Source organism: Kribbella sp. NPDC051587 (assembly GCF_044453945.1).
In the GTDB taxonomy this organism is placed as follows: Bacteria; Actinomycetota; Actinomycetes; order Propionibacteriales; family Kribbellaceae; genus Kribbella.
In genome coordinates this window covers 492,734-517,867 of the sequence record NZ_JBITDE010000004.1, presented here as the reverse complement: position 1 = coordinate 517,867, position 25,134 = coordinate 492,734, and the positions used below count along the sequence as shown (strand labels likewise).

General features: G+C 67.5%; 25 protein-coding genes and 2 pseudogenes. 17 read left to right on the top strand and 10 right to left on the bottom strand.

What is annotated here, in order from left to right; all coding sequences use genetic code 11:
• The first annotated feature begins 10 nt into the window (after window positions 1-10).
• The 4 genes and pseudogenes from ACIA49_RS18120 (at window position 11) to ACIA49_RS18105 (ending at window position 3,225) form a co-directional block, all read left to right on the top strand.
• Window positions 11-931 carry an ATP-binding cassette domain-containing protein gene (locus ACIA49_RS18120; RefSeq protein ID WP_396378313.1) on the top strand — a complete coding sequence of 307 codons (921 nt, stop codon included), beginning with the start codon at window positions 11-13 and terminating at the stop codon, window positions 929-931.
• Window positions 931-1,686 (top strand): ABC-2 family transporter protein, encoded by a 756-nt coding sequence (locus tag ACIA49_RS18115; protein WP_396378312.1) that lies wholly within the window; start codon window positions 931-933, stop codon window positions 1,684-1,686. The genes ACIA49_RS18120 and ACIA49_RS18115 overlap by 1 nt, the downstream gene beginning before the upstream one ends.
• Window positions 1,687-1,718: 32 nt before the next feature.
• Window positions 1,719-2,468: pseudogene (locus ACIA49_RS18110) on the top strand (ABC transporter permease).
• Between the two features lie 22 nt (window positions 2,469-2,490).
• Window positions 2,491-3,225, top strand: a complete 735-nt coding sequence (locus ACIA49_RS18105) for a class I SAM-dependent methyltransferase (protein WP_396378311.1) — start codon at window positions 2,491-2,493, stop codon at window positions 3,223-3,225.
• Window positions 3,226-3,320: 95 nt separating this feature from the next.
• Here the strand turns inward: ACIA49_RS18105 and ACIA49_RS18100 are convergent.
• Both ACIA49_RS18100 and ACIA49_RS18095 read right to left on the bottom strand, forming a co-directional pair.
• Window positions 3,321-4,001, bottom strand: a pseudogene (locus ACIA49_RS18100) (aminoglycoside phosphotransferase family protein); the annotation flags it as partial.
• Window positions 4,002-4,078: 77 nt separating this feature from the next.
• Complete coding sequence (locus tag ACIA49_RS18095; RefSeq protein ID WP_396378310.1) at window positions 4,079-4,729, bottom strand: LysE family translocator; 651 nt, start codon at window positions 4,727-4,729, stop codon at window positions 4,079-4,081.
• Between the two features lie 86 nt (window positions 4,730-4,815).
• Here ACIA49_RS18095 and ACIA49_RS18090 point away from each other — a divergent pair, with 86 nt between their 5' ends.
• From ACIA49_RS18090 to ACIA49_RS18050, 9 genes are all read left to right on the top strand, one after another.
• Complete coding sequence (locus ACIA49_RS18090) at window positions 4,816-4,989, top strand: hypothetical protein (protein WP_391546252.1); 174 nt, start codon at window positions 4,816-4,818, stop codon at window positions 4,987-4,989.
• 74 nt (window positions 4,990-5,063) lie between these two features.
• The gene (locus ACIA49_RS18085) at window positions 5,064-5,240 is read left to right on the top strand and encodes a DUF5302 domain-containing protein (RefSeq protein WP_391546253.1); all 177 of its coding nucleotides are present in this window, start codon (window positions 5,064-5,066) and stop codon (window positions 5,238-5,240) included.
• Window positions 5,241-5,322: 82 nt separating this feature from the next.
• Window positions 5,323-6,024: a GntR family transcriptional regulator gene (locus ACIA49_RS18080; protein WP_396378309.1), complete on the top strand. Its 702-nt coding sequence runs from the start codon at window positions 5,323-5,325 to the stop codon at window positions 6,022-6,024.
• A gap of 111 nt (window positions 6,025-6,135) precedes the next feature.
• A complete protein-coding gene (locus ACIA49_RS18075; RefSeq protein ID WP_396378308.1) occupies window positions 6,136-7,239 on the top strand; it encodes a TIGR03364 family FAD-dependent oxidoreductase in 1,104 nt (367 codons plus the stop codon).
• Window positions 7,236-7,904 (top strand): phosphonatase-like hydrolase, encoded by a 669-nt coding sequence (locus ACIA49_RS18070; RefSeq protein ID WP_396378307.1) that lies wholly within the window; start codon window positions 7,236-7,238, stop codon window positions 7,902-7,904. Before ACIA49_RS18075 ends, ACIA49_RS18070 begins: the two co-directional genes overlap by 4 nt.
• Before the next feature lie 26 nt (window positions 7,905-7,930).
• Window positions 7,931-8,962: a 2-aminoethylphosphonate ABC transporter substrate-binding protein gene (locus tag ACIA49_RS18065; protein ID WP_396378306.1), complete on the top strand. Its 1,032-nt coding sequence runs from the start codon at window positions 7,931-7,933 to the stop codon at window positions 8,960-8,962.
• Window positions 8,959-9,993 (top strand): ABC transporter ATP-binding protein, encoded by a 1,035-nt coding sequence (locus ACIA49_RS18060; protein ID WP_396378305.1) that lies wholly within the window; start codon window positions 8,959-8,961, stop codon window positions 9,991-9,993. The genes ACIA49_RS18065 and ACIA49_RS18060 overlap by 4 nt, the downstream gene beginning before the upstream one ends.
• Window positions 9,993-10,808, top strand: a complete 816-nt coding sequence (locus tag ACIA49_RS18055) for a 2-aminoethylphosphonate ABC transporter permease subunit (protein WP_396378304.1) — start codon at window positions 9,993-9,995, stop codon at window positions 10,806-10,808. Before ACIA49_RS18060 ends, ACIA49_RS18055 begins: the two co-directional genes overlap by 1 nt.
• Window positions 10,792-11,583 (top strand): ABC transporter permease, encoded by a 792-nt coding sequence (locus ACIA49_RS18050; protein ID WP_396378303.1) that lies wholly within the window; start codon window positions 10,792-10,794, stop codon window positions 11,581-11,583. Before ACIA49_RS18055 ends, ACIA49_RS18050 begins: the two co-directional genes overlap by 17 nt.
• Window positions 11,584-11,653: 70 nt before the next feature.
• Here the strand turns inward: ACIA49_RS18050 and ACIA49_RS18045 are convergent, their stop codons facing one another.
• On the bottom strand, window positions 11,654-12,082 hold the full coding sequence (locus ACIA49_RS18045; RefSeq protein WP_396378302.1) for an SRPBCC domain-containing protein: 429 nt from the start codon (window positions 12,080-12,082) through the stop codon (window positions 11,654-11,656).
• A gap of 71 nt (window positions 12,083-12,153) precedes the next feature.
• On the opposite strand from ACIA49_RS18045, the gene ACIA49_RS18040 reads away from it, so the two are divergent.
• The 4 genes from ACIA49_RS18040 (at window position 12,154) to ACIA49_RS18025 (ending at window position 16,186) form a co-directional block, all read left to right on the top strand.
• The gene (locus ACIA49_RS18040) at window positions 12,154-13,026 is read left to right on the top strand and encodes a hypothetical protein (protein WP_396378301.1); all 873 of its coding nucleotides are present in this window, start codon (window positions 12,154-12,156) and stop codon (window positions 13,024-13,026) included.
• Window positions 13,023-14,204, top strand: a complete 1,182-nt coding sequence (locus ACIA49_RS18035; RefSeq protein WP_396378300.1) for a cytochrome P450 — start codon at window positions 13,023-13,025, stop codon at window positions 14,202-14,204. Before ACIA49_RS18040 ends, ACIA49_RS18035 begins: the two co-directional genes overlap by 4 nt.
• Before the next feature lie 98 nt (window positions 14,205-14,302).
• A complete protein-coding gene (locus ACIA49_RS18030) occupies window positions 14,303-14,932 on the top strand; it encodes a DedA family protein (protein WP_396378299.1) in 630 nt (209 codons plus the stop codon).
• Between the two features lie 318 nt (window positions 14,933-15,250).
• Entirely contained in the window at window positions 15,251-16,186 is a 936-nt protein-coding gene (locus ACIA49_RS18025) for a hypothetical protein (RefSeq protein WP_396378298.1), read from the top strand.
• Here ACIA49_RS18025 and ACIA49_RS18020 read toward each other — a convergent pair.
• From ACIA49_RS18020 to ACIA49_RS17990, 7 genes are all read right to left on the bottom strand, one after another.
• The gene (locus ACIA49_RS18020) at window positions 16,183-17,007 is read right to left on the bottom strand and encodes an acyltransferase domain-containing protein (RefSeq protein ID WP_396378297.1); all 825 of its coding nucleotides are present in this window, start codon (window positions 17,005-17,007) and stop codon (window positions 16,183-16,185) included. The two genes, ACIA49_RS18025 and ACIA49_RS18020, sit on opposite strands and share 4 nt — an antisense overlap.
• Window positions 17,008-17,088: 81 nt before the next feature.
• Window positions 17,089-17,376 (bottom strand): 4a-hydroxytetrahydrobiopterin dehydratase, encoded by a 288-nt coding sequence (locus ACIA49_RS18015; protein ID WP_132172203.1) that lies wholly within the window; start codon window positions 17,374-17,376, stop codon window positions 17,089-17,091.
• A gap of 9 nt (window positions 17,377-17,385) precedes the next feature.
• Window positions 17,386-18,771 (bottom strand): MFS transporter, encoded by a 1,386-nt coding sequence (locus tag ACIA49_RS18010; RefSeq protein WP_396378296.1) that lies wholly within the window; start codon window positions 18,769-18,771, stop codon window positions 17,386-17,388.
• 33 nt (window positions 18,772-18,804) lie between these two features.
• A complete protein-coding gene (locus tag ACIA49_RS18005) occupies window positions 18,805-20,775 on the bottom strand; it encodes an ABC1 kinase family protein (RefSeq protein ID WP_396378295.1) in 1,971 nt (656 codons plus the stop codon).
• A 242-nt stretch (window positions 20,776-21,017) separates the two neighbouring features.
• Complete coding sequence (locus tag ACIA49_RS18000; protein ID WP_396378294.1) at window positions 21,018-21,698, bottom strand: hypothetical protein; 681 nt, start codon at window positions 21,696-21,698, stop codon at window positions 21,018-21,020.
• An 805-nt stretch (window positions 21,699-22,503) separates the two neighbouring features.
• A complete protein-coding gene (locus ACIA49_RS17995) occupies window positions 22,504-23,253 on the bottom strand; it encodes a succinate dehydrogenase/fumarate reductase iron-sulfur subunit (protein ID WP_396378293.1) in 750 nt (249 codons plus the stop codon).
• Window positions 23,250-25,130 (bottom strand): fumarate reductase/succinate dehydrogenase flavoprotein subunit, encoded by a 1,881-nt coding sequence (locus ACIA49_RS17990; RefSeq protein WP_396378292.1) that lies wholly within the window; start codon window positions 25,128-25,130, stop codon window positions 23,250-23,252. The genes ACIA49_RS17995 and ACIA49_RS17990 overlap by 4 nt, the downstream gene beginning before the upstream one ends.
• Window positions 25,131-25,134 lie beyond the last annotated feature (4 nt).

Sequence of the window (25,134 nt, the reverse complement as noted above, 5' to 3'; positions counted from 1 at the left end):
CGGTCGCGGGATGACTGTTGTCGAGGTGGTTGAGCTCGCCATGTCCTATCGCGCTCCGGTGCGCAAAGGCGGGCTGCGGGCGGCGCTGGGTTCGCTGGTACGCCGGGAGTACAAGACCGTGCAGGCACTCGATCAGGTGTCGTTCACGATCGAAAGAGGAGAAGTGGTCGGCTTCATCGGGCCGAACGGAGCCGGCAAGACGACCACGATGAAAATCCTGTCCGGCATCCTGCATCCATCCGCCGGGCGCGTGAGCGTTCTCGGAGACACGCCCTGGCAGCGGCGATCTCCCTTTCTGAAACGGATCGCCTTCGTGCGCGGGAGCCAGCCGGTCGGCGGCTCGCAGGAGCTGACCGTGATGGACAGCCTCGAGTACCAACGACTCCTGTACGACGTCGCTCGCGCCGACTTCCGCCGTACTCTCGACGAACTGCAAGCGCTCCTCGACCTCCAACTGGATCGTCAGCTCCGTGCCCTCAGCCTGGGGGAGCGGATGCGGGTCGGGCTCGCGATGGCGTTGATCTACCGGCCGGAGGTGCTGTTCCTCGACGAACCGTCGATCGGGCTGGACGTCACCGCGGGCAGCCAGATCCGCGAGTTCGTCGCGAACTACGTCCAGACCACCGGCGCGACCGTGTTGCTGACCAGCCACTACATGGCGGACGTCGCGTCCCTCTGCCCGCGGCTCATCCTGATCGATCAGGGCCGGATCGGGTACGACGGCCCGCTCGCCGAACTGTCTGCCCGGCTGTCGCCGTACAAGCTGATCCGGATCACCACGCGGGACGGCGTACGGGATCTGCGGGTGCCGCGGGACGAGGTCGCGCAGACGACAGCCGAGCTTCTGCGGGCAGGGGACGTGATCGACCTGGCCGTTGAGGAGCCGCCGCTGGAGAAGGTCATCGACCAGGCGTACCGGGAAGGCGTGTGATGAGAGCCCTTACCCTGCTGGCGTTCCGGATCCGCCAACAGGTGCTCGAGTGGTCCGGCGCTTGGTGGTTCCTGCTGACGCTCGTGGTCCAGGCGGTGATCGCGCCGCTGATTGGTCTGTTCATCTGGTCCGCGGTCTACCCGGATGATCCCGCCATCAAGCGGTACTACGTCGCGATCATCCTCGTCACGCTGATGACCGAGTCGTTCGATCAGCACACGTTCTCCAACCGGGTGTACGACGGAACGCTGAGCCACGAACTGCTGCGGCCACAACCTGTTGTCCTCGGCATCATCGGCGAGAACCTCGCGATCCGCGGCTGGCTGACGTTGCTCGGGGCACCGATCGTGCTGGTGACCGCGTTCGCCCTGCAGGCCACGTTCGCCTGGCGATCGGTGCTGCTGGCGCTCCCGGGCATCGCGTTGGCCGCCGTACTGATCTTCCTCTTCACGTTCCTGCTTTCGCTGACCGCGTTCTGGACCGACCGTGTGCACTCGGTCGTTGCCTTCGGCAGCCAACTCGGCTTCCTGCTCGGCGGTACGGCGGCCCCGATCGCGTTGCTGCCCGACGGCTGGGCCCGGATCGCGGAGGCGTTGCCCTTCTACGGCATGCACGGATTGCCGGCGGAGATCGCCGCCGGCAGCCGGTACGACGGTTCGCTCGCGTATCAACTCGGTTGGGTGGTGGTCTTGGTGACGGCGGTGTCGGCAGTCTGGCGAGCAGGGGTCCGGCGGTACACGGCGGTGGGATCGTGAAGCTGCTGCGCCTGCTCGGAGCGGGCTTCTCGATGTCACTACGCCGGAGTGCCGCGTTCCGGATCAACCTGGTCTTCGACGTGATCCTCGCGTTCACCGGTCTCGGTACGACGATCGCCGCCGTCGTGATCGTGTTCACCAGGACTGAGACCGTCGGCGGGTGGTCGAAGGCCGAGTTCTTGGTCCTGATCGGCACTTATGAACTGATCACCGGTCTGCGGTCGGCGTTCATCGACCCGAACCTGTCCTGGTTTCCGGACAACGGCATCAGAAACGGCAAGCTGGACGCGTATCTGTTGCAGCCGGCGCCGAGCTTGTTCCTCGCGAGCCTGTCGCTCGCCGCTCCGCTGGCGTTGATCGAGTGTGTGCTCGGCCTCGGCGTTCTGAGTTGGGGGATCGCCGATGCACCTGAGCGGCCGAGTGCGCCAGGCGTGCTGAGCTGGATTCTCCTGGTCGCGGCCGGCCTGGTGGTGACGTGGGCGTTGAGTGTGCTGCTGGCCTGTCTGGCGTTCTGGGCGCCGAAGCTGCAGCTCGATGTCTTCTACCATTCCGCCTGGCAACTCGGCCGCTAGCCGACGGACGTGTTCACCAGGCCGATCCGATTCGCACTGACGTATGTGTTCCCCATGGCGTTGATCGCCGCCGTACCGTCGTCGGCCTTGCTCAAGGGTGCGCACGCCAGCGGGCTGGCAGCGGGTCTGCTGGCGGCAGCGGTCGCGGCCGGGCTGGCGGGATTCGCCTGGCGGGCCGGGCTGCGGCGATATACAGGTGCGACGTCTTAGCTCAGCCGCTAGCGTCCGACGCATGGCTGACGACTTGTTTGCGGTCCCGCGACTGGCAGCGGTGTACGACGCCCTGGAACCGGCGGAACGCGATGATCTGGAACCGTACGCGGCGATGGTGACCGAGTTCGGCGCCGAGCAGGTGTTGGATGTCGGCTGCGGGACCGGAGAGCTTGCCTGTTTGCTGGCTGGGCGCGGGGTCGAGGTGATTGGCGTCGATCCGGCGGCGGCCTCGCTGGAGGTTGCTAAGGGCAAGGAATTCGCGGACCGGGTTCGCTGGATCCACGGCGATGCGACGACGTTGCCGCCGCTGCAGGTCGACCTGGCGGTGATGACCGGCAACGTGGCGCAGGTCTTCCTGACCGAGGAGGAGTGGTCGGCAACGGTGGCCGGTATCCGTGCCGCACTGAAGCCAGGCGGGCGATTCGTCTTCGAGACCCGCGATCCGGCGAACCGGGCCTGGGAGCAGTGGGCGGAGTGGACGCGCGAGACGACCTACCGCGAGGTGCAGTTACCGAACGGGGAGACGGTGGCCAACTGGGGTGAGCTGACCAGCGTCGACCTGCCGTATGTCAGCTTCCGCGGCGTCTATGCGTTCAGTTCCGACGGGGCCGAGTTCACGTCGAACTCGACGCTCTGGTTCCGGGAGCGGGACGAGGTGTCGCTGGACGGTTTTGTGGTCGACGAGGTGCGGGATGCGCCGGATCGGCCCGGGATGGAGTTCGTGTTCGTCGCGAGGAGAGCCGACAACGTGTGATGGGCGGTCTGTGACATCACCGGGTTGGTCTCGACGTAGTACCAGAGACAGCCGATCGCCTGCGCGAACGCCCAGCCCATCCCGCGCAACCACTCCGCGTCGTCGCTGGCGAGCGCCGTACGGAATGCTTCTCGGGCGGTCGGATCGAGCAGGTTCCAGGCCGGCTGGAGGTCCATCGCCGGGTCGGAGACGGTGAACGTGCCGACGTCGATCACTCCGGCCAGGCGGCCGTCGGCGGTCAGTAGGTTGCCCGGCATTAGGTCGCGGTGCGTCCACACATCGGGCGAGGTCCGTGGGGTCTCGCGCAGTGAGGCCCACAACCGCGCGAGCGCGTCCACGTCGATCATGCCGCGACTGCGCTCGAGCCCCTCGGCGACGTACTCGTCCTGTGAAGTCAGTACGCCGCCGCGCCACGAGCCGGTGAACACTCGCCCCTCGGTCGGTTCCGCGCGGAGCGCGAGCACGAAACGGGCGAGGTCCTCGGCGAACCCCACCGACCCCGCGACATCGGCGTCGTACGCGGTGGTGCCGTCGAGCCAGGTGTAGACCGCCCAGGGCAGCGGATAGCCCGCGCCCGGCTCGCCGAGAGCGATTGGATGCGGAGTCGGGTACGGCGAGATCGCGTGCAACCGGCGTGCCGCGGCCGCCTCGTCCTCGAGGTCCCGGCGAACCCGCTCCACCTCGCCCGGCTGCAGCGGAAACCGCGCCACGAACTCGTCGCCGATCCGGAAGAGGGCGTTGACCGTGCCGTGCGACGGTACGGCGCGCACCGTCATGTCGCCCCACGACGGGAACCGCGTCCTGATCAGTTCCTGGACGACGGGGACGGTGATCTCCAGTTGGCCAGCGTGCATCAGTGGGTGGCCAAGGGGCGGGCGCGCTCGGTGGCGAGGCGGATGGCGAAGACGGCGAGCGCCGTACCGGTCAGGTAGCGGTGGATCTTCATCCACGTCGGCCGGCGGGTCAGGAACACGGCGACCGAACCGGCCGTGACGATGAAGACCGCGTTCATCGCGACGCCGACGACAAGCTGGGTCAGCCCCAGGACCAGGCTCTGGACGCCGAGCTGACCGCGGGCCGGATCCAGGAACTGCGGGAGCAGCGAGATGTAGAGGATCGCGATCTTCGGGTTCAGCAGGCAGGTGAGCAGGCCCATGCCGAAGAGCTTGCGTGGGCTGTCCGGCGAGAGGTCCTGGGTGGCGAAGACGGAGCTGGCACCGGGGCGGAGGGCGTTCCAGGCGAGCCAGAGCAGGTAGGCGGCGCCGGCGAACTTGAGCACCAGGTAGATCTGCGGGACCAGTGCGAACAGCGTGGCCAGCCCGGCGCTTGCCGCCAGCAAGTACACGAGGAAGCCGACGCCGACCCCGGCGAGCGAGGTCAGGCCGGCGCGGCGGCCCTGCGCGATCGAACGCGAGATCAGATAGATCATGTTCGGACCGGGGATCACCACCAGCCCGAGCTCCACCAGCGCGATCCCCAGCAACGCCTCACCACTGACCGGCATCTCCGCTCCTCTCCAGACACCGAGAACCTAACAGCGCGACGGACCGGGGCGCCGGGGATTTTCGCGGGCTGGGATACCTTGCAGGGATGGAGCAGGAGTGCATGCGGTGCGGGAAGCCGGTCGAGGAGACCCGTGAGGACTACGAGACCTTCGAGCGCATGCATTGGGACTGCTTCCACTTCGCGTACGAGCACGATCTGAACGGCGTGGTGGCCGAGGACGCGGATTGCGGTCAGCCGGGCTGCCCGGCAGCCGCCTGATGGTATTCGGTCGCTCAGGGTGGTCACAGTCGGATAGCGTGAGCTCGTACGCCTACGGTTTGAAGGAGACGGTTATGAGCGACAACACCAGCAAGCCGGCGGACGATCTGCAGAAGAAGTTCCGGGAAGCGCTGGAGAAGAAGAACGCCAACCATGCGGCCCACCCCGGCTCGGGGAACCGCAAGGAGGGCGTCGGCGAGGCCCACAACGACAAGCAGAAGCGCCAGTTCCGGCGCAAGTCCGGCAGCTGAGATCCGCCAACTGTCCATCTCTTCCATCTGAGCCCCGGGTTGCCGCCCGGGGCTCGACTCTTTTCGCCGGTATTCTCGAGCGGTGAGTGTCCCGCTGCATTATGTGGTCAAGACCCGGCTGATCGAGTTGGTCGAGCAGTTGGGGGAGGGTACGGCGTTGCCGCCGGAGCGGGTGCTCGCGAAGGACTTCGGGGTATCGCGGTGGACGATGCGGCAGGCGATCCGGGAGCTGATCGCCGACGGGCGGTTGCGGGCCCGGCAGGGGCAGGGGACGTTCGTCGCGACGCCGAAGATCGTGCAGCCGCTGGCGCTGGTGAGCTACACCGAGGCGTTGCGGGCGCAGGGGCACACGCCGGCGCGTGAGGTGGTCAAGTTCGACGAGATCCCGGCGGACGAGGAGCTGGCCGAGGGGTTGGCGGTCGCGCTCGGTGATCCGGTGTTCGAGCTGGAGCGGGTGCTGTTCGCGGATGAGCAGCCGATCGGTCTCGAGACGACGTACCTGTCGGTGGCACGTTTCCCGAACCTGCGCGAGGTGCTGGACCCGACCGGCTCGCTGTACCGCTGCCTGACGGGCCAGCTGGGCGTCGAGTTCGGTGAGGGTGAGGAGCTGGTCGAGACGGTGATCGCTTCGCCGCGTGAGGCCGAGCTGCTCAAGGCGACCCAGCAGCTCCCGATGCTGCTCCTGCACCGCCGGACCCGCGACGTCGAGGGCCGCACGATCGAGGTCGTCCGCTCCCTCTACCGCGGCGACCGCGTCGGCTTCCGCGCCATCCTGCGCCCCTGAGCAGCAGCACCTAGTTTTTGCCAGCGGTTCACCGACTGGCCGTCTCCGACGTACGCTCCCGTCATTGGTCCGGACCAATCTTGGTACCGGTCGAGACGACGGGAGACGCTGGTGCGAGTGGTTGTGGTGGGTGGCGGAGTGCTGGGGACGATGCACGCCCGCGAGGCGGTACGGCGGGGGCACGACGTCCTTCAGATCGAGCGCGAGGCCGAGGCTCGCGGTGCGAGTGTGCGGAACTTCGGCCTCGTCTGGGTGAGCGGCCGGTCCGACGGCGCGGAGATCGAGTGCGCTCAGCGCGCTCGCGACCTGTGGGCCGAGGTGCCAGGGATCAGCTTCCGGCCGCACGGGTCGCTGACGGTCTGCCGGACCGAGGCCGAGCTGGCGGTCGCCAAGGAGGCCGCGGCCCGGCCGGACGCCGTACAGCGTGGCTTTCAGGTCCTGGATGCTGAGCAGACGCGCGAGCGCAACCCTGCGTTGCAGGGCGAGCTGCAGGGTTCGTTGTGGTGTGCGCGCGATGCGATCGTCGAGCCCCGTGAGGTGCTCCCCGCGCTGCGCCAGGAACTGGAGAAGTCCGGTCGCTACCAGTTCCTCGGTGGGCGGGAGGTGCGGACCGTGGACAGCGGCGAGCTCACCGACGACCACCACGAGACGCACAGCGCCGACCTGGTGTTCCTCTGCACCGGTGCCTGGCACAGCGGCCTGATCCGCGAGCTCACCGAAGACCTGCCGGTACGGCGCGTCCGGCTGCAGATGATGCAGACCGAGCCGCTGGACGTCCAACTGACGACGGCAGTCGCGGATGCGGACAGCTTCCGCTACTACCCCGCGTACGCCGGTCCGTCCGTCGAAGCCCTCGACCCGCAGGCCGCGATCGCCAAGCAGCACGCGATGCAACTCCTAATGGTCCAGCGCACACACGGCGGCCTGACCATCGGCGACACCCACGAGTACGCCGAGCCGTTCACCTTCGACGTCCAGTCGGACCCGTACGAGTACCTGACGGCGACTGTCGAGTCCATCCTCGGCCGGCCGATGCCGAAGATCACCCGACGCTGGGCCGGCGTCTACTCCCAGGCGACCGGCACGAGCGGCGACGGTCTCGTCGTACGGCGGGAAGTTGCCCAAGGCGTCCACCTGGTCACGGGGCCGGGCGGCCGTGGCATGACTATGTCGCCGGCGATCGCCGAGATGAGCTTCGAGGAGATCGACCGATGATCCAGCTGGCAGTGCTCGACATGGCCGGTACGACGGTCGCCGACGACGGACTCGTGGAGCGTGCCTTCACGGCCGCGATCGGTGCCCAGGGCATCGAATCCAGCAGCCCGGAGTACGACCGGATGCTGGCCCACGTCCGCGCCACCATGGGCGAGTCCAAGATCACCGTCTTCCGTGCGCTGCTGAACGCCGAAGACGCGGCCCAGCAGGCGAACAAGGCCTTCGAGACCGCGTATGGCGAACTCGTCGACGACGGATACTGCGCTCCGATCGATGGTGCCGAGGACGCGATCCGGCAACTGCAGGACGCGGGCGTGAAGGTCTGTCTGACCACCGGGTTCGCGCAGACCACACAGCACCGCATCCTGTCCGCCCTCGGCTGGCGTGAGCTGGCCAACCTCACCCTGTGCCCGGCCCAGGCAGGCCGCGGCCGACCGTATCCGGACATGGTTCTGAAAGCCGTGCTGGAGCTGAAAGCCGACGCGGTGGCGAACGTCGCCGTGGTCGGCGACACCGTTTACGACATGACGACGGGGATCGCGGCCGGTGCCGGGATCGTCGCCGGCGTCCTCACCGGTGCCCATGGCAAGGACCAGTTCCAGGCCGCGGGTGCGACGCACGTTCTCTCGTCGGTCCGGGAGCTCCCGGACCTTCTGCTCACCTGACAGTTTCATCTTTGAAGGCAGGAACAGTGAAGCTCAAGACCCTGCTCGTCTCCGCTCTCCTCACCGCTGTTGTCGCCGGGTGCGGTGGCACCGGCGCTGCGTCCACCGGGGGTGGTGGTGGCGGTGCGAGGACCGTCACCGTCTACACCGCCGATGGGCTGGCCGATTGGTACAAGACCCGCTTCGACGCGTTCACCGCGAAGACCGGGATCAAGGTTCAGACCGTCGAGGCCGGATCCGGTGAGGTTGTCTCCCGGTTGGCCAAGGAGAAGTCGAACCCGCAGGCCGATGTCGTCGTCACCCTGCCGCCGTTCATCCAGAAGGCGTCCAAGGACGGCCTGCTGCAGAAGAACGTCGTACCGGGTAGTGAGCACGTGACGAGCGTCAAGGGTGACGACTACGTTGCCGTGGCCAACAACTACCTGTGCTTCATCGCGAACCAGCAGGCCGGTACGCCGAAGTCGTTCGACGAGCTGCTGGACACGAAGTTCAAGGGCAAGCTGCAGTACTCGACTCCCGGTCAGGCCGGTGACGGGACCGCCGTACTGCTGCTGCTTCAGCACCTGCTGGGTAAGCAGGGTGCGCTCGACTACCTACACAAGCTGGAGGCCAACAACGTCGGCCCGTCGGCGTCGACCGGCAAGCTGCAGCCCAAGGTGAGCAAGGGAGAGCTGTTGGTTGCCAACGGCGACGTTCAGATGAACCTGTCGTCGATCTCTGTCGACAAATCTGCATTCAGCGTCTTCTTCCCGGCCGCTGCCGACGGCAAGAAGACCACGATCGCGTTGCCTTACGTGATGGGTCTGGCGACTGGTGCGCCGAACGGTGATGGCGGCAAGCAGTTGATGGAGTACCTGCTGACCCCGGAGGCACAGCAGACGGTGTCCAGCGACGCGTACGGCATTCCGGCGCGTGACGACGTGAAGCCGACCGACGCGAACTTCGCCAAAGTTCAAGCGGCCATGAACGGTGTCACCCCGTGGACGCCGGACTGGACCGCCGTACTGGCTGACCTGGATGCGGATGTCGCCGCGTACACGAAGGCTGTTCAGGGATGACTGTCCAGCTGGACGACGTCTCGGTGCACTTCGGCCGAACGGTCGCGCTGGAAGGGCTCAGCCTGACGGTGGCGGCCGGTGAGACGGTCGCTCTGCTCGGGCCCTCGGGCTCGGGGAAGTCGACCGCCTTGAAGGCCGTGGCTGGTTTCGTCCGGCCGAGCAGTGGACGGATCCGGCTCGCCGGACAGGATGTCACCGAGCTGCCGCCGGCCCGGCGGGGGATCGGTGTCGTCGTCCAGCAGTACGCGTTGTTCCCGCACCTGAAGGTGTCCGACAACGTGGCCTTCGGCTTGCGGGCTGCCCGCAAGCCGAAGGGCGAGGTGACGCAGCGGGTCGCGGAGATGCTCGAGATGGTCGGGATGAGTTCGTTCGCGAAGCGATTCCCGCGGGAGCTGTCCGGCGGGCAGCAGCAGCGGGTCGCGATCGCGCGGGCGCTGGCGATCGAGCCGAAGGTGCTGCTGCTCGACGAGCCGTTGGCCGCGCTGGATGCCCAGTTGCGCGCCGACATGCTGGGTGAGCTGCAGAAGCTTCGTCGTGAGGTACCGGACGTGGCGATCGTCTACGTCACGCACGACCAGTCCGAGGCGCTCGCGCTCGCGGACCGGATCGCGGTGATGCGCGACGCCCGCCTGGTCGACATCGCGCCGGCGGCTGAGCTCTACTCCACCCCGCCGTCAGCGTTCACGGCATCGTTCCTCGGTGGTGCGAACCTGCTGCCAGTGGAAACGGCCGGCGAGGATGTGAAGGTTGCCGGTCAGGTGTTGCCGGGCGTGCGGTCGACACCGGGCAACGAGCTGCTCTGCATTCGTCCCCATGCGATCCGGCTTGGTGATGAAGGCATTCCGGTCCGGGTCGTCGCGACGCAATGGCGTGGTTCGTCCAACCAACTGACGTGCATCGTCGAAGGGTTGCCGGACGTGTCCGTGCGGATCGATCTGCCGGCTGACCGTCAGGTGCCTGCGCTCGGTGCGCAGGTGTCGATGTTGCTGCCGGCCGAGGCCTGCAGCCTGGTCCCCGCGGAGCGCCGCTGATGGCCGTCGAAGCCCTCAGTACGACGGTTGCCATCAGCAATCAACCTCGTGGTGACCGCCGGTGGTTGTGGCTGGTGCCGCCGGTACTGCTGATCGCTGTGCTGGTCGTCTACCCGTTGGTGCTGGTCGCCGTCGAGTCGGCGCCGGCCTGGGGTGAGGTGCTCGCCTCGGTCGAGTTCCGCGATGCGCTGGTGAGGACCGTGCAGGTCGCGGTGTCCTCCACGATCGGCTGCCTGCTGGTCGGCACGTTCCTCGCGGTGGTGATCAGCTTCGTCCCGTTCCCGGGTGCGCGCCTCGTCGCCAGCCTGGTGGACACGATGCTGGCGCTGCCGTCGTTCCTGGTCGCGCTGTCGTTCACCTTCATCTACGGTACGGCGGGAATCCTGCGCACCGGTGGATTCCTCACCACGCCCTGGGCCGTCGTACTGGCCGAGATCACCTTCTACACGCCGTTCGTGATGCGGCCGTTGCTCGCGGCAATGAGTCGGTTGCCGCGGGCCCAGTTGGATGTCGCCGCGAGTCTCGGTGCCGGTCCCTGGCGGGTGCTGCGACAGGTCGTGCTGCCCGAGGTTCGCCCGGCGATGATCGCCGGCGGCAGCTTGACGTTGCTGCTCACGCTGAACGAGTTCGGCATCGTGCTGTTCCTCGGCGCGAAAGGCACGACCACGTTGCCGATGCTCGTCCACACCAAGGGCATCGTGATGTTCGACTACCCGGCCGCGTGCGTGATTGCCGTCGTACAGATCGTGCTGTCGCTTGGCTTGTATGCGCTACTGCGTAAGGCTCTTGGAGGTCGTCGTGCTCGTCTGGACTAGGCCTGGCAAGGCAGTGACGTGGATCGCGTTCGCGGTGGTGTTCGGTGTTCTCGTGCTGGCGCCGTTCGTGGTGGTGATCGCTGCTGCCTTCGCCGGAACGTGGAACGGCGTACTGCCGTCCAACCCGACTGTCGGACACCTGCAGGAAGCGTTGTCGGGTGACGAGCTGGCGTCGTTGTCCGTCAGTCTGCAGACCGCGTTCCTCGGCGGCTTGCTCGCGGTCGTCGTCGGCACCTGGGGAGCGCTCGCTGCCTACGGAAGTCGCTGGGCGCGGGTCGCTGATGCACTCCATCACCTGCCGATCGCCGTACCGTCCGTTGTCGTCGGTCTCGGCCTGCTCGTCGCGTTCTCCCGGCAGCCGATCCTGCTCAACGGCACCAAGTGGATCGTGGTGATCGCACACCTCGTCCTGATGGTCGCCTTCAGCTACGGCACCGTCGCCGCCGCCCTGCAACGCGTCGACCCCTCGTACGCCGACGTCGCCGCCTCCCTGGGCGCCTCACCGGCCCGGGTGCTGTGGCAGGTCCGCCTCCCCATGCTCCGCCCCGCCATCGCCTCGGCCGCCGGCCTCTCGGTCGCCCTCTCGATGGGCGAGGTCGGCGCCACGATCATGGTCTACCCAGCCTCCTGGCGAACCGTCCCCGTCAGCATCTTCGCCCTCTCCGACCGCGGCCAGACCTTCACCGCCGCCGCCGAAGCCCTGGTCCTCCTCACCGCCACCGTCCTGGTCGTCTTCACCCTCGACCGCCTCCGAGGCCGCGTAGTAGAGCACTAACCCACCTTGAGCACCGCTCAACCACATGGAGCCGCTGGGGGTGGTTGGTGGGTGCTCAGGGTGGAGTGCGTTAGGGGCGGTCGGGGGTTGGCGTGTGGAGGAGGGCGGTGAGTCGGTCGAGGGTTGGTTGCCAGGCGATGCGGTGGTTCTCGACGTCTTCGGGGGTGGCGAATCCGTTGTGGAGGAAGTGCAGTCGGGTTCCGGCCGGGTCGGGGGTGAGGTCGACCAGGACGTCGGTCGGGGTGTCGGTGTCCCCGTCCCATCGCCAGTCGAACCGCAGGCGGTGGGCCGGCTCCACCTCGTGGTAGGTGCCCCGTACGACGTGGGGTCCCATCGCGACGACGTACTCACCACCGTCGCGGACGTCGGCCTGGACCTTCAGCTCCAGCGCCGGGTTCGGGCAGTACCACTGCTCGAGCAGCGCGGGCTGCGTCCAGGCGTCGTACACCTGCTGGGGATCGGCGGGCAGGACCAGCTCGAGACGTACCTCATCGCTCATGCTGTGACGGTTCCCCAGCCAGGAAACGCGTGTCAAGGGGCGCGGCCTCCGGGCGACGTAGGGTTTCGCGTATGCGCAAATCCATGATCACCGTCGGCCTGGTTGTTGCGGCCGTCGGCTCCGCCCTGACCGCGCTCCCCGCTTCGGCCGCTGTCGGCGACGTACCGGCTGACTGCGGCACGTTCACCACCGCGTACAAGTCCAACGGGCAGCGGACCTACTACGGCTACCAGAATCAAGCGACCGCGAGCGAGGAATACCCGGGCGATACGCTGCCCTGGGTGCCGTCGGCGCAGCAGCAGTGGGGCGCGGCGGGTGACACCGACCTGTTCATCAGCAGCGAGATCGTCACGCACCCGACCGACGGTTACGCCTACTCGCTCGAGCGCCGGGGCGAGCGGACCAACGGCGTCTGGAAGATGACGAAGAACGTCGCGACCCGGATCAAGTCCGGCTTCGCGAACACTCGCATCCTCGCGAACGGCAGCTACCTCTACCGGGTCGCCGGTACGGCGCTCTACCGCTACACGATCACCTACCCGAACGGCGTACCGACTCTCTCGGCTCCGACCACCTTGGCCAGTACGGCGTGGGACACGGTCAACACCCTGACGTACGAGCGGACCGAGGGAACCGGGTCGGCGCAGGTCGACGTACTGATCGGGACCAAGAGCAACGGGCAGCTGAAGGAGTGGAGGATCAACCTGGCCACGCCGACGTCGATCACCTCCACCGTGCTGCAGACCACGGGCTGGGCGTCGTTCACCAGTCTGAGCAGCGGCTACTGCCAGAACCACCCGAACGGCCGCCCGCTGCTCGCGATCACCGCGGCCGGCGCGGCGTCGGTCTACTTCGACGCGAACGCGACCGACAAGCTCGGGACCGACATCAAGGGCGGCTCACTCGGTTCGCTGGGCTGGACCGGGAAGGCGTACGGCCAATGACCCAACCGTTCCTGCTCCCCAAGGGCTCGCTCCGCCATCAGGGGTTCGCGGAGATCGCGGCGGCCGGGCCGATCACTCGGCTGACTTTGTTCACCAACGTTCCCGTCGTACTGGTGACCGGGTACGCCGAGGCGCGCGCTCTGCTCGCGCATCCGGATGTGGTGCGGTCGATGATGGAGGGTCCGCATCGGGACTTCCTCACCGAGGAGCAGGTGCGGTGGACCGACCGGCACATGTTGCTGATGAATCCGCCGGACCACACGCGGTTGCGCAAGCTCGTCACCGCTGCGTTCACCCGGCGCCGCATCGACGAACTGGAGCCGCGGATCCGGGAGATCGCGGCCGAGTTGCTGGACGGGATCGAGGCCGCCGGTGATGGCGCCGACCTGGTCGAGCTGTTCAGCTACCCGTTGCCGGTGACGGTGATCTGTGAGCTGGTCGGGATTCCGGTCGAGCATCGCGAGTCGTTCCGGAAGTGGTCGTCAGTGGCGGTGAACGCGCCGATGCACACGCCGGACGAGTACATCGAGGCCAGCGGGCAGATCGTGGCGCTCATCCAGGAGCAGATCGCGATCAAGACCGCGGAGCCGGCCGACGACCTGCTCTCCGCGCTCGTCGCGGTCCGGGAGGACGGCGACCGGCTGAGCGCGGAAGAGCTGACCTCGATGATCTTCCTGCTGATGTCGGCCGGTCACGAGACCACGGTCAACCTGATCACCAACGGCACCTACGCGCTGCTCGAACACCCCGACCAGCTCGCGTTGCTGCGCACCGAGCCGGACCGGCTGCCGGCCGCCGTCGAGGAGACACTCCGGTACGACGGCCCGCTGCAGGTCACCATCCCGTACTTCGTCCAGGCGCCGATCGAGATCGCGGGTGAGCGGCTCGAACCGGGGGAGGTGCTGGTCTTCGCGCTGTTGCCGGCCAACCGGGACGGCCGCAAGGTCGACCGCCCCGACGACTTCGACATCACCCGACCGGACTCCGCGCACCTCGCCTTCGGCCACGGCATCCACCACTGCCTCGGCGCTCCGTTGGCGCGGTTGGAGGGCCAGATCGCGCTGGAGATGCTGTTCGACCGCTTCCCGAATCTTCGCCTGGCCGAGCCCGACGAGGAGCCGGAACGCCCGCCGGGATTCCTGCTCAACGGGATCCGGACACTGCCTGTTCTGTTGTGACCACCGGCAGTGTCCGGGGTTGAACAGCGGATGAATCCACGTCGAATGACAGCCATGGGATTGTGAGTCGCTTGCCGTGGCCTGGCATCCTGGGCCGGGTGACCGACATCCTGGAACTGGCACGGCACCTGCTGGGCGTGGCAATGGCTTCGCACTGGCTGCTGCTGATCCTGTTCCTGGCAGCGGCGGTCGACGCGGTCTTCCCGATCGTCCCGAGCGAGGGCATGGTCGTGACGGCCGGGATGGCGGCCGCGGCCGGCCACCAGAACCTGCTGCTGGTGATCGTGGTCGCGATGGTCGGCTCGGTCATCGGTGAGACCGCCTGCTACTTCATGGGCCGCGGTTCCGGGCCCCGGCTGCACCGCTGGATGAAGCGGCAGGAGCGCCGGCAACAGCTCTACGAGAAGGTCTCCGCGGCGCTGCACAGCCGCGGCGGCCTGATCCTGATGACGGTGCGCTACATCCCCGGCGCCCGGATGGTCGCCACGCTGACCGCGGGAGCCACGCGGTACTCGTTCAAGAAGTTCGTCGTCTTCACCTTCGCCGGCGTCACCATCGCCTACACGTACGTCGCCCTGCTCGGCTACCTCGGCGGTGACGCCTTCGCGCACGACTCACTCAAGGCGCTCGCCTTCAGCCTGAGCCTCGCGTTCGTGATCGGCCTGGTCATCGAGACCTCGCGCCGGATCGCCACCAAGCGTCGCGCCGCGAAGATCACAGCGGTCTAACGATCCCCGGGGCGGTTTCCGGGCGGTCGCGTGTCCCGGTCCAACCTCCGACGCGGTCCATGCGTCAGTAGAGGTGTGGTGAGGCCCGGAGTGAACCTCCTTGCTGCTGCGATTGTTGTCGCGGCGGTGGTGGTCGGATGTGCCGACGTCGCCCCCAACGGGCAGCCGTCTGCCGGCCCATCCGGCACGCCGAGCCGTACACCCACGCCGTCTCGGACCCCGACGCAAACACCGTCCCAGACGCCAACCCCAACGCCCACGCCCACCCCAACACCCACTCCGACGCCGTCAGGTCCGAAGGGGGTCGCTGCGGCTCCGGTGACGCGGTCGTTCCCGGCCAAGCTGTCGAACGGCAAGCCGCCGCTGTTCCTGGTCGTCTCTTTCGACGGTGCCGGCGACCTCGCCTTGTGGCACCACTGGCGCGACGTGGCTGACAAAGTCAACGCCCGGATGACGTTCTTCCTGTCCGGCCCCTACCTGTACCCGGGGTCCCACCGCACCGACTACAAACCGCCGCAGCACAACCCCGGCGCCTCCGACATCGGCTGGAGCACTCCGTCCGAGGTCGAAGCCCGTACGGCGATCCTGCGCGCGGCGATCGCGGAGGGCCACGAGATCGGCACCCACGTCAACGGGCACTTCTGCGGTCCGAAGGGCGTGGGGGAGTGGACCTCGGCGCAGTGGACCGCCGAGCTGAATGCGTTCGACCAGATGGTTCGCACCGGCCCTGGTCTCGCGGCCGGTAAGACCGTTGACGCTCCGTTCGACCCGTCGACCGTGAAGGGGATGCGGACCCCGTGTCTGGAGGGGAACAGAGCGGCGTACCGGCGGGCGATGGGTTATCGCGGCATGGTGTACGACGCGTCGGCCACGGGGTACATCAAGTGGCCGAAGAAGGTTGACGGGCTGTGGGACTTCCCGCTGCAGGACGTCGTACTGGCTGGGACGAGCAAGAAGACGCTGACGATGGACTACAACCTCTGGTACTCGCAGACCAAGGCACGGAAGGCGCCGGTGGCTCAGGTGCCGCAGCTCCGCGCGCAGGTGCTGGCGACGTACCGGCAGGCGCTCGCGCGGTCGCGGGCCAAGGGCAACCCGCCGCTGTTCCTCGGCAACCACTTCAACCGCTGGAACAACAGCATCTACTCGGACGCGCTGACGACGTTCGTGCTGGAGACCTGCAAGCAGCCTGACGTTCGGTGCGTGAGCAACATCGAGTTGGCCACCTGGCTCGCGAAGAACCGCCGTACCTAGAACGTCGTGTAGCCGTTGGCGTTCTGCCAGGTGCCGCCCTGCTTGATCCGGCTGACGACGAGTCGCTGCAGTGTCGTGTCCTGCGGGAACTCGTCCAGCTTGCCGAGATCGTGGCTGCGGAACGTGAAGAAGATCGCGCTGTCCTGGCTGTCGGTCGGCGTCCCGTACGGCGTGAACCGGCGACCGAAGCGGACCATGTTCGACTCCTGGGGGAGGTTGTCGAGCAGGTACGGATCGAGCAGCCAGGAGTTCAGCGTCATGGTCTTGATCGGGTACTCCGGGAAGTACCGCGGGAAGAACTCGCGGGCCTGGGCGAAGCTCGCGTCGACCAGCTCCGGCGTCAGCGGACCGGATTCAGGGATGTGAACGCCGACCACCCACTCGCCCGGTTCCGTCCCTGGAACAGGCTTCTCCTCGGTGACCTGGTACAGCATGTACTGCAGCCGTCCGAGTGCGTAGATCTGTCCGGCCCAGTGAATGGTCAGCCACCAGTGGGTCGCCAGCCCGTACTCGCCGTGCGTCCGCCGGCTGACCTGCAGTTGCAGACCGAGATCGGCCAGCGTCGCCCAGCTGATGTCGTCCGGGATCCCACGCTCGTGGTGGTACTGCCGGATCTCCGGGACCGTGGCCAGCAAGGCCGCAACGGTGTTCCGCGTGTCCTCCGGCATCCGCAGCTGCGGCTCGGTGCCCTGCTGCCCGACCCCGGCACGCAACTGGGTGACGAGATCCTCGACCGCGACCGGATCCGGCGTGAACTTCTCGGCGTCCTCACGGTCCTCGTCGGAGAAACCCAGCGCCCGGTACACGTCAACAGAAGTCACGTAGTAACCGTATCCGATGGACAAGTCGCCACCGAGTTACCGTCTCCCTGGCTGGTCCGACCGACTCGCGCGAGGCCCGGCCTATTCGGCCGCGGTGTCGATGTGGTGAGCGAGGACGAGGTCGTCCTCGGTGATACCACCGGCGTCGTGGCTGGTCACCCGGAAGGTGATCTTGGTGTAGCGGATGTCGATGTCCGGGTGGTGGTTCGTGGCCTCGGCCAACTGGGCGACGGTGGCGACCAGCCGGATGCCGTCCAGGAACGTGTCCCGCTCGACGGTCCGCACCAGCGTCTTGTCCACGGCCTTCCAGTGCGGGATCAGGTCGCGGAGCGCGAGATCGATCTGGTCGTCCGTGAGCAGCTCAGCCATGCGGTCACTCTAGACCTTGCGGACACGACCGGCGACGAGCAGGCCGAGGGCGGTGAGGACGGCGCCGAACGTCACGATGATGCCGAAGACCCACGGTTGCGGGTTGGCAGCGTTCAGGGCCAGCAGCGTGCCGGTGACGGCGACAACGGTCGCAATGCTCATGACGGAGCCCATCTGGGCCGCGCCGGCGTTGCGGCCGGAGTTGCCGGCGTTCGAGAGGTCCAGCATCAGCACCGAAAGGCTCGAGGCGCTGAGGCCCATACCGATTCCGGCGATCGCCCAGCCGGACAGTCCGAACCACACCGACGCATCCGTCCAGGCCAACAAGGAGGTGAATGCGATTCCGACGGTCATCAGTGCGAGGCCAGTGCGCAGTACGTTGACGCGCTGGAAGGGGTGCTCGCGTCCCTGCAGCCACGAACCGAAGGCACAGAAGACTCCAGTCACCGACAAGCTGATGCCGGCTCTCGACGGGCTGAAATGGTGCTGCAGGGTGAGCAGCAACGGTAGATAGACGCCGACCCCGGTGAACCCGGCGCCGCCGAGCCCGCGGATGGCGACCACGGCCGGGAACCCACGCCGGGCAACGAACACCCCACGCGGCATCACCCGAACCGCAGCCACCGCCAGTACGGCGAGCGCGACGACGACCACTGTCCCGCCGAGCAGTCGATGCGTTGCGAGGTGGTCGCCAGTCAGCGTCAACGTGAACAGTGCCACCGAGATCGCGGCCGCCCACGGAAGCGCCGTACGCGAGGCTGCCAGTTCGGCGGCGTGCTCCGCAGTGCGCTCCGGTTCCGGGGCGAACCGCGACTGGCGGATCGCGGGTTGGAGAAGCAGCCACGTCGGGATCAGCAGTACGACGGCGCCCAGGAACACCCACCGCCAGCCGAAGTGCTCGGTGATGATGCCGGTCAGCAGCGGGCCGAAGATCGACGGCAGCACCCACATGGCCGAGATCAGCGACATCATCCGCGGCCGCAGTACGGCGGGGAGCGCGCGGGCGACGAGGACGAGCAGCGAAACGTCGAGCAGCCCCTCGGCGATCCCGCTCAGGACGCGACCGGCGATGACCATCGGCATCGCCACCGCGAACCCGACCAGCAATTGGGCCAGACCGAAGGTGATCGCACCGAGCCGCAGCGTCCGGAGCGGTCCGTGCCGGTCCGACCAGAGACCCGCAACCGCCAGGGCGAACACGAAGCTCGCGTTCGGTGCCGCGTTGGCCAGCCCGAAACTGCCGAGTGCGTCGAACTCGCGCACCATCGTCGGCAACGCCGTACCGACTGCTCGGTTCTCCATCGCGCTCAGCGTGACGAGGCCGATGACGCCCAGCGCCAGTGGCAGGTGGGAGCCGCTGAACAGCCGTGGGGCGGTGCTGGTCGCTTCGGTCATCCCGTCATCCTGGGGGTTGAAGCCCACTTGAGGTCAACTGCGTTTCTCGGGGATCCGGAAGATCAGGACGAGGACGCGGAGGACCAGGACGGCGCAGATGATCAGCAGGTTGTAGGCGAACAGCTGATACAGCGTCATGGTCGAGCTGATCCTCGGTCCGCCGTCGATGCCGAGCAGGAGCACGGCCATCAGGCCGGCGGTCGCACCAAGGACGGCGAGCAGGACTTGGTGGAGCAGGCCGGTCAGATGCTGGCGGTCGCGTTCGTCGGCGAGCAGCCGCACGTTCAGGCCGAGCCGGCCGCTCTCGGCCGCGGCGGCGATGCGGTCGATGCGGCGGGGGAGACGGCGGAGCATGGGGAGAATCGACGCCAGCTCCTCGGTCGCCGTACGGCGTAGTGCTTCTGGCGTCAGCCGGTCAGTGACGTGCGCCGACGCGAACTGACGCGAAGCGGCGACCAGATCGAAGCCGGGGGAGATCCGGCTGATCGTGCCCTCGATGGTGGCCAGCGCACGGAACACCGCCGCGACCTCGGGCGGGACGCCGAGCTCGTGCGAGGTGATGATCTTGAACAGGTCGTTGAACATCGCCGGCCCGATCGCCACCGCGCCGGTCAGATGCCGGGTCATGAACTGGCCGACCGCGCGTTCGAGACCACGCTCGTCGATCACGTCCGGCCGGTCGACGATCTCCAGCAACGCATCGGTCGCGCCAACCGGATCGCCGTGGTCGATGGCGAGCAGGAACCGCTGCAGCGCCTCGCGAGTCGCCGGGTCCAGCCGGCCGACCGAGCCGAGGTCGAGCATCCCGATCCGGCCGTCTTCCAGGAGGAGGAAGTTGCCGGGATGCGGGTCGGCGTGGAAGACGCCGTCGATCGCGACCTGACCGAGCAGGCAGTCGAACAGGGAGCGGCCGAGCTGGACCGCGTCCAGGCCGCGCTCGGCGATCGAGGGCGCGGCGTTGCCGAGTCCGATGCCGTCCAGGCGCTGCATGGTGAGTACCCGTGCGGTGGAGAGCTGGGAAGACAACTCCGGTACGACGATGCTGTTGCTCGCGGCAACGGATTGACCGGCCGCGACCGCCGCCATGTTGCCGGCCTCGACGGTGAAGTCGAGCTCCTCGCGCATCGCGTCGGCGAACCCGTCGGCGAGTGCACGCACGCCCATCGAGCGACCCCAGTCGGTGTTCTTCTCGAGCAGTCTGGCGAGCCGGCGGACGATGTCGAGATCGCGGTCGACGACGCTCGCGATCCCGGGCCGCTGCACCTTGACGACAACCCGCTGCCCCTCATGGCTCGCGGCGTACACCTGCGCGATGCTGGCCGCGGCAAGCGGTTCGGTGACGAAGTCGTCGTACACCTGGTCGGGCGCGGCGCCGAGCTCCTCGGTCAGCACCTGCTCGATCTCGGGCCACGGGGCCGGGGTGACCTGGTCCTGCAGGCGGCTGAGTTCGGTGGCGACCGAGAGCGGGATGATGTCGCTGCGAGTGGACAGCACCTGGCCGAGCTTCACGAACGTGACGCCCGCCTCGTCCAGCGCCAACCGGAGCGACCGCGCCAGCTCTGCTTGGGCGCCGGCGTTCTCCCGCCCCGGCCTCCGCCGGCCGCGCAGGTACGGCCCCAGCCCGTGCTTGATCGCGATTCGCAAGATCTGCAGGTAACGCCTGGTCCGCGCGATCCGCCCCGCCAGGTCCCGCCGCAAATCCCGTGCCCTAGGCAACGATCCCGTCGGCACCAGCGCCTCCGCCAGCACCAGGAACACCAGCCCGACCAGAGTCGCGCACAACGTCGTCAGCGCAACGAACGCGACCGCCGTCGAGTTCGACCCGGTGAACGGCGGCGGCCCCACCAGCGCGTTGGCGATCGGACTGAACGTCGACAACGTCAACGCCGCCGCGACCGCCAGCCGCCCCAGCCCGAACCGCACCCCCAGCAACCGCTGCGCCACCGGAATGAAGATCACCATGAACACAACCAGGCTGAACACCCCAGCGATCACAACATCCATGCCCGAAACCCTAGGGTGTTCAGCAGGGCAGGCGATTCACCCACACGGGTGAGCCGGTCCCGGGCTCACGCCCTCCTGAGGTGCGCCAAGCTCCGCCAGGCCCGGAATCGGTTCGCCGCACGGCGTGACGCACGGATCGTGGAGGAGCGTGACGAGGCGACACCGCCGCCCAACTCCTGGCCAACCACATAACCATCACAGTCACAGCCTGACCACCCGATGAACCCCTCAACCGCCCGGGCCTACGGATGCGGTCTGGACACCGGGCAGCTGGCCAGTAGCTCGGGAACGCGGGACTGTTCGGTCACCCATCGAGCCAGGCTGGTGTCGATGTAGTTGAGCAGGGTGAGGGCATCCGCGTGGAGCGCGCTCAGCGGCTGGTTCCAGATTCGCTCGTGATGGGCGAGCCGGTTCCGGAACTCATGGAGCCTGACAACCGGTGCCTCGAGGGTTTCACGCTGACGGTTCGGGACGTTCGGAAAGGCGCCGACAATGTCGGGCCACAGCAGGGACGTGTATCTCCGGGCGAACAGAAACCGCCAGAAGCCGAACGTGAGCTCGGCGATGACCCGCCCGTCGTTGATGGGCCTGCCCTGATACTGAAGGCGCTGCTGCGCCTTTCTGATGTCGGCGCGAGCCCTCATGTCGAGCTCTGAGGCAGGCGAGTCGTCGAGCCACGACCCCGGTCGGCCAAGCCGCTGCCGACGAAGCGCGAGCCTGTCGGCGACCCGATTGCGCAGCACGACTTCGAGGTGACCGATCGTCTGCCACAACGCCCCGGAGACCTCGACGTTCCATTGGTAGAACACCAGCGCAGCAGCGAGATCACCCCCGCAGTGCCTGACGTATCCCTGGAACCGAGGGGCTCCGAAATGCTCGTGCCCCGCACCCGCGACCAGGCGCTCCAGTCCTGCATAGTGCATCGAAAGCTCACCTTTGAGTGCTGTGGGTCCGTGGTAAAGTCTTCTGTGAAGACCCCGGAACGGTCCCTGGTAGCTCCTCGGAGCAGGCCAAACCGCCGGGGTTTCGACTTTTGAGCCCGACGACCATGTTCAGCGGCAGGGGAGCTGGGTCGGTCGGACGATCCTGCGGATCTCAGCGATCTTCATTTCATCGCGAGCAGGCAAAACGTTAGTAGTGGGCCTGCGAGACGTCCAATCAGACGTAGGGACCATCACCTCGGTCGACGACTCCAACGCCTGGGCTGCCGCCGCTCGCTCATGCGGGTCCGGCAAGCCGCGTGCATGCGGGATGGACGGTGCGCGGGAGCCGCGGAGGCGTGGGGCCCGCGCCAATCCACTGATACGAGTTCAGCAAGCGGCGTGCACGCGACGTAGGAGCGGGCTTAGCGGCGGCGGGTGCGGACGGACGGTACGGCGGGACTGTTGTTGGGGGGAAGCGGCGGTGCCGCGTGAACGGGTGGGTGGGGTGAACGGGTGGAGCACGCGACGGAGGAGCAGGCGTGCCCGGAGCGGGGGTATCGGTTGATGGGCACTGATACGAGTTCAGCAAGCGGCGTGCGCGCGACGTAGGAGCGGGCTTAGCGGCGGCGGGTGCGCGGATGAGCAGCACCCCGGGATTGTTGTTGAGGAAGCGGCGGTAGCCGCGTGAAGGGGGTGGGTGGGGCGACCGGCGGGAGCACGCGACGGAGGAGCGGGCGTGCCGGGAGTGGGGGATCAAGAGAACTGCGCCCGACCACCGCAGTGGTCGGGCGCAGGGGAGTGCTGGTCAGGCGCGGCGGCGGATCTTGTTGCCTAGCCAGACGATGGGGTCGTACTTGCGGTCGGCGACGCGTTCCTTCATCGGGATGAGGGCGTTGTCGGTGATCTTGATGTGTTCGGGGCAGACCTCGGTGCAGCACTTGGTGATGTTGCAGAAGCCGAGGCCGTGGTCTTCCTGGGCCGCCTTCTGGCGGTCGGCGGCGTCGAGCGGGTGCATGTCCAGCTCGGCGATGCGCATCAGGAAGCGGGGACCGGAGAAGGACTCCTTGTTCTCCTCGTGGTCACGGATCACGTGGCAGGTGTCCTGGCACAGGAAGCACTCGATGCACTTGCGGAACTCCTGCGAGCGCTCGACGTCGACCTGCTGCATCCGGTACTCGCCGGGCTTGAGGTCGGCCGGGGGCTTGAAGGCGGGGATCTCGCGGGCCTTCTGGTAGTTGAAGGAGACGTCGGTGACGAGGTCCTTGATCACCGGGAAGGTCCGCATCGGGGTGACCGTGACGGTCTCCCCTTCCTCGAAGGTGTTCATCCGGCACATGCACATCAGCTTCGGCATGCCGTTGATCTCGGCGCTGCAGGAGCCGCACTTGCCGGCCTTGCAGTTCCAGCGGACCGCCATGTCGGGGGTCTGCGTGGCCTGCAGGCGGTGGATGACGTCGAGGACGACCTCGCCCTCGTTCACCTCGACCTCGTAGTCCTTCAGCTCACCACCGTCGGCGTCGCCCCGCCATACGCGGAACTTGGCTTGATAGCTCATGCGGGGAGCTCCTCCTCAGTGAGGTACTTCTTCAACTCGTCGCGCTCGAACAGTTCGAGCAGGTCCTCGCGCATCGGGATCTGGTCCTTCTTGACCACGGTGACCCCGTCGCCGTCGCTCTGCAGCGAGCAGACCAGCAGCAGCTTGCGCCACTCGGCGTTCATGCCCGGGAAGTCGTCGCGGGTGTGACCGCCGCGGGACTCCTCGCGCAGGAGGGCCGCCTTGGCGACGCACTCCGAGACGGTGAGCATGTTGCGCAGGTCCAGCGCCAGGTGCCAGCCCGGGTTGAACTGGCGGTGACCCTCGACCGTCATCTTCGCGATCCGGCCGCGGAACTCGGCCAGCCGCGACAGCGCCTGCTCGATCTCGTCGGCCTTGCGGATGATGCCGACCAGGTCGTTCATCGACTGCTGGAGTTCCTGGTGGATCGTGTACGGGTTCTCGCCACCCTCGAGCTCGAACGGCGCGAGCGCTTCGGCGGCTGCCGAGTCGATGTCGGCCTCGGAGATCTGCGGCCGGTTCTCGCCGAGCGACTCGACGTACATCGCCGCACCGGCGCCGGCGCGACGGCCGAAGACGAGCAGGTCGGACAGCGAGTTGCCGCCGAGACGGTTCGAACCGTGCATCCCGCCGGCCACTTCACCGGCGGCGTACAGGCCCTTGACCGAGGACTGCGCGGTGTCCGGCTCGACCTCGACGCCACCCATCACGTAGTGACAGGTCGGGCCGACCTCCATCGGCTCGGCGGTGATGTCGACGTCCGCCAGCTCCTTGAACTGGTGGTACATCGACGGCAGCCGGCGCTGGATCTCCTCGGCGGGCAGTCGCGACGAGACGTCCAGGAAGACACCGCCGTGCGGGGTACCGCGGCCGGCCTTGACCTCGGAGTTGATCGCCCGGGCGACCTCGTCGCGGGGCAGCAGCTCCGGTGGGCGCCGGTTGTTGTCGGCGTCCTTGTACCAGCGGTCGGCCTCTTCCTCGGTCTCCGCGTACTGCGCGCGGAAGACGTCGGGCACGTAGTCGAACATGAACCGCTTGCCTTCGGAGTTCTTCAGTACGCCGCCGTCGCCGCGCACCGACTCCGTGACCAGGATGCCCTTGACCGAGGGCGGCCAGACCATGCCGGTCGGGTGGAACTGGATGAACTCCATGTTGATCAGCGTCGCGCCGGCCCGCATCGCGAGGGCGTGACCGTCACCGGTGTACTCCCACGAGTTCGAGGTGACCTTGAACGACTTGCCGACCCCACCGGTGGCCAGGATGACGGCCGGGGCGTCGAAGAGGATGAAACGGCCGGACTCGCGCCAGTACCCGAAGGCGCCGGAGATCGCGTCGCCGTCCTTCAGCAGTTCGGTGACGGTGCACTCGGCGTAGACCTTGAGGTTGGCCTCGTAGTCACCGGTGGCCTCGAAGTCCTCCTGCTGCAGCGAGACGATCTTCTGCTGCAGGGTGCGGATCAGCTCCAGGCCGGTCCGGTCGCCGACGTGCGCGAGCCGCGGGTAGGTGTGACCGCCGAAGTTGCGCTGGCTGATCTTGCCGTCCGGCGTCCGGTCGAACAGGGCGCCGTACGTCTCCAGCTCCCAGACCCGGTCGGGGGCTTCCTGCGCGTGCAGTTCGGCCATCCGCCAGTTGTTCAGGAACTTGCCGCCACGCATGGTGTCGACGTAGTGGGTCTTCCAGTTGTCGTTGGCGTTCGCGTTGCCCATGGCGGCCGCACAGCCGCCCTCGGCCATCACGGTGTGCGCCTTGCCGAACAGCGACTTGCACACGATCGCGGTCCGCTTGCCCTGCTCCCGGGCTTCGATGGCCGCGCGCAGACCGGCGCCGCCGGCTCCGATCACGACGACGTCGTAGGTGTGTCGTTCCAGCTCAGTCATAACT

What these genes read in the sequence shown, in the direction of transcription:
- ACIA49_RS18120 (WP_396378313.1), top strand. Translation starts at nt 11, where the DNA reads ATGACTGTTGTCGAGGTGGTTGAGCTCGCCATGTCCTATCGCGCTCCG.
- ACIA49_RS18115 (WP_396378312.1), top strand. Translation starts at nt 931, where the DNA reads ATGAGAGCCCTTACCCTGCTGGCGTTCCGGATCCGCCAACAGGTGCTC.
- ACIA49_RS18105 (WP_396378311.1), top strand. Translation starts at nt 2,491, where the DNA reads ATGGCTGACGACTTGTTTGCGGTCCCGCGACTGGCAGCGGTGTACGAC.
- ACIA49_RS18095 (WP_396378310.1), bottom strand. Translation starts at nt 4,729, where the DNA reads ATGCCGGTCAGTGGTGAGGCGTTGCTGGGGATCGCGCTGGTGGAGCTC.
- ACIA49_RS18090 (WP_391546252.1), top strand. Translation starts at nt 4,816, where the DNA reads ATGGAGCAGGAGTGCATGCGGTGCGGGAAGCCGGTCGAGGAGACCCGT.
- ACIA49_RS18085 (WP_391546253.1), top strand. Translation starts at nt 5,064, where the DNA reads ATGAGCGACAACACCAGCAAGCCGGCGGACGATCTGCAGAAGAAGTTC.
- ACIA49_RS18070 (WP_396378307.1), top strand. Translation starts at nt 7,236, where the DNA reads ATGATCCAGCTGGCAGTGCTCGACATGGCCGGTACGACGGTCGCCGAC.
- ACIA49_RS18060 (WP_396378305.1), top strand. Translation starts at nt 8,959, where the DNA reads ATGACTGTCCAGCTGGACGACGTCTCGGTGCACTTCGGCCGAACGGTC.
- ACIA49_RS18055 (WP_396378304.1), top strand. Translation starts at nt 9,993, where the DNA reads ATGGCCGTCGAAGCCCTCAGTACGACGGTTGCCATCAGCAATCAACCT.
- ACIA49_RS18045 (WP_396378302.1), bottom strand. Translation starts at nt 12,082, where the DNA reads ATGAGCGATGAGGTACGTCTCGAGCTGGTCCTGCCCGCCGATCCCCAG.
- ACIA49_RS18040 (WP_396378301.1), top strand. Translation starts at nt 12,154, where the DNA reads ATGCGCAAATCCATGATCACCGTCGGCCTGGTTGTTGCGGCCGTCGGC.
- ACIA49_RS18035 (WP_396378300.1), top strand. Translation starts at nt 13,023, where the DNA reads ATGACCCAACCGTTCCTGCTCCCCAAGGGCTCGCTCCGCCATCAGGGG.
- ACIA49_RS18015 (WP_132172203.1), bottom strand. Translation starts at nt 17,376, where the DNA reads ATGGCTGAGCTGCTCACGGACGACCAGATCGATCTCGCGCTCCGCGAC.
- ACIA49_RS18010 (WP_396378296.1), bottom strand. Translation starts at nt 18,771, where the DNA reads ATGACCGAAGCGACCAGCACCGCCCCACGGCTGTTCAGCGGCTCCCAC.
- ACIA49_RS18005 (WP_396378295.1), bottom strand. Translation starts at nt 20,775, where the DNA reads ATGGATGTTGTGATCGCTGGGGTGTTCAGCCTGGTTGTGTTCATGGTG.
- ACIA49_RS18000 (WP_396378294.1), bottom strand. Translation starts at nt 21,698, where the DNA reads ATGCACTATGCAGGACTGGAGCGCCTGGTCGCGGGTGCGGGGCACGAG.
- ACIA49_RS17995 (WP_396378293.1), bottom strand. Translation starts at nt 23,253, where the DNA reads ATGAGCTATCAAGCCAAGTTCCGCGTATGGCGGGGCGACGCCGACGGT.
- ACIA49_RS17990 (WP_396378292.1), bottom strand. Translation starts at nt 25,130, where the DNA reads ATGACTGAGCTGGAACGACACACCTACGACGTCGTCGTGATCGGAGCC.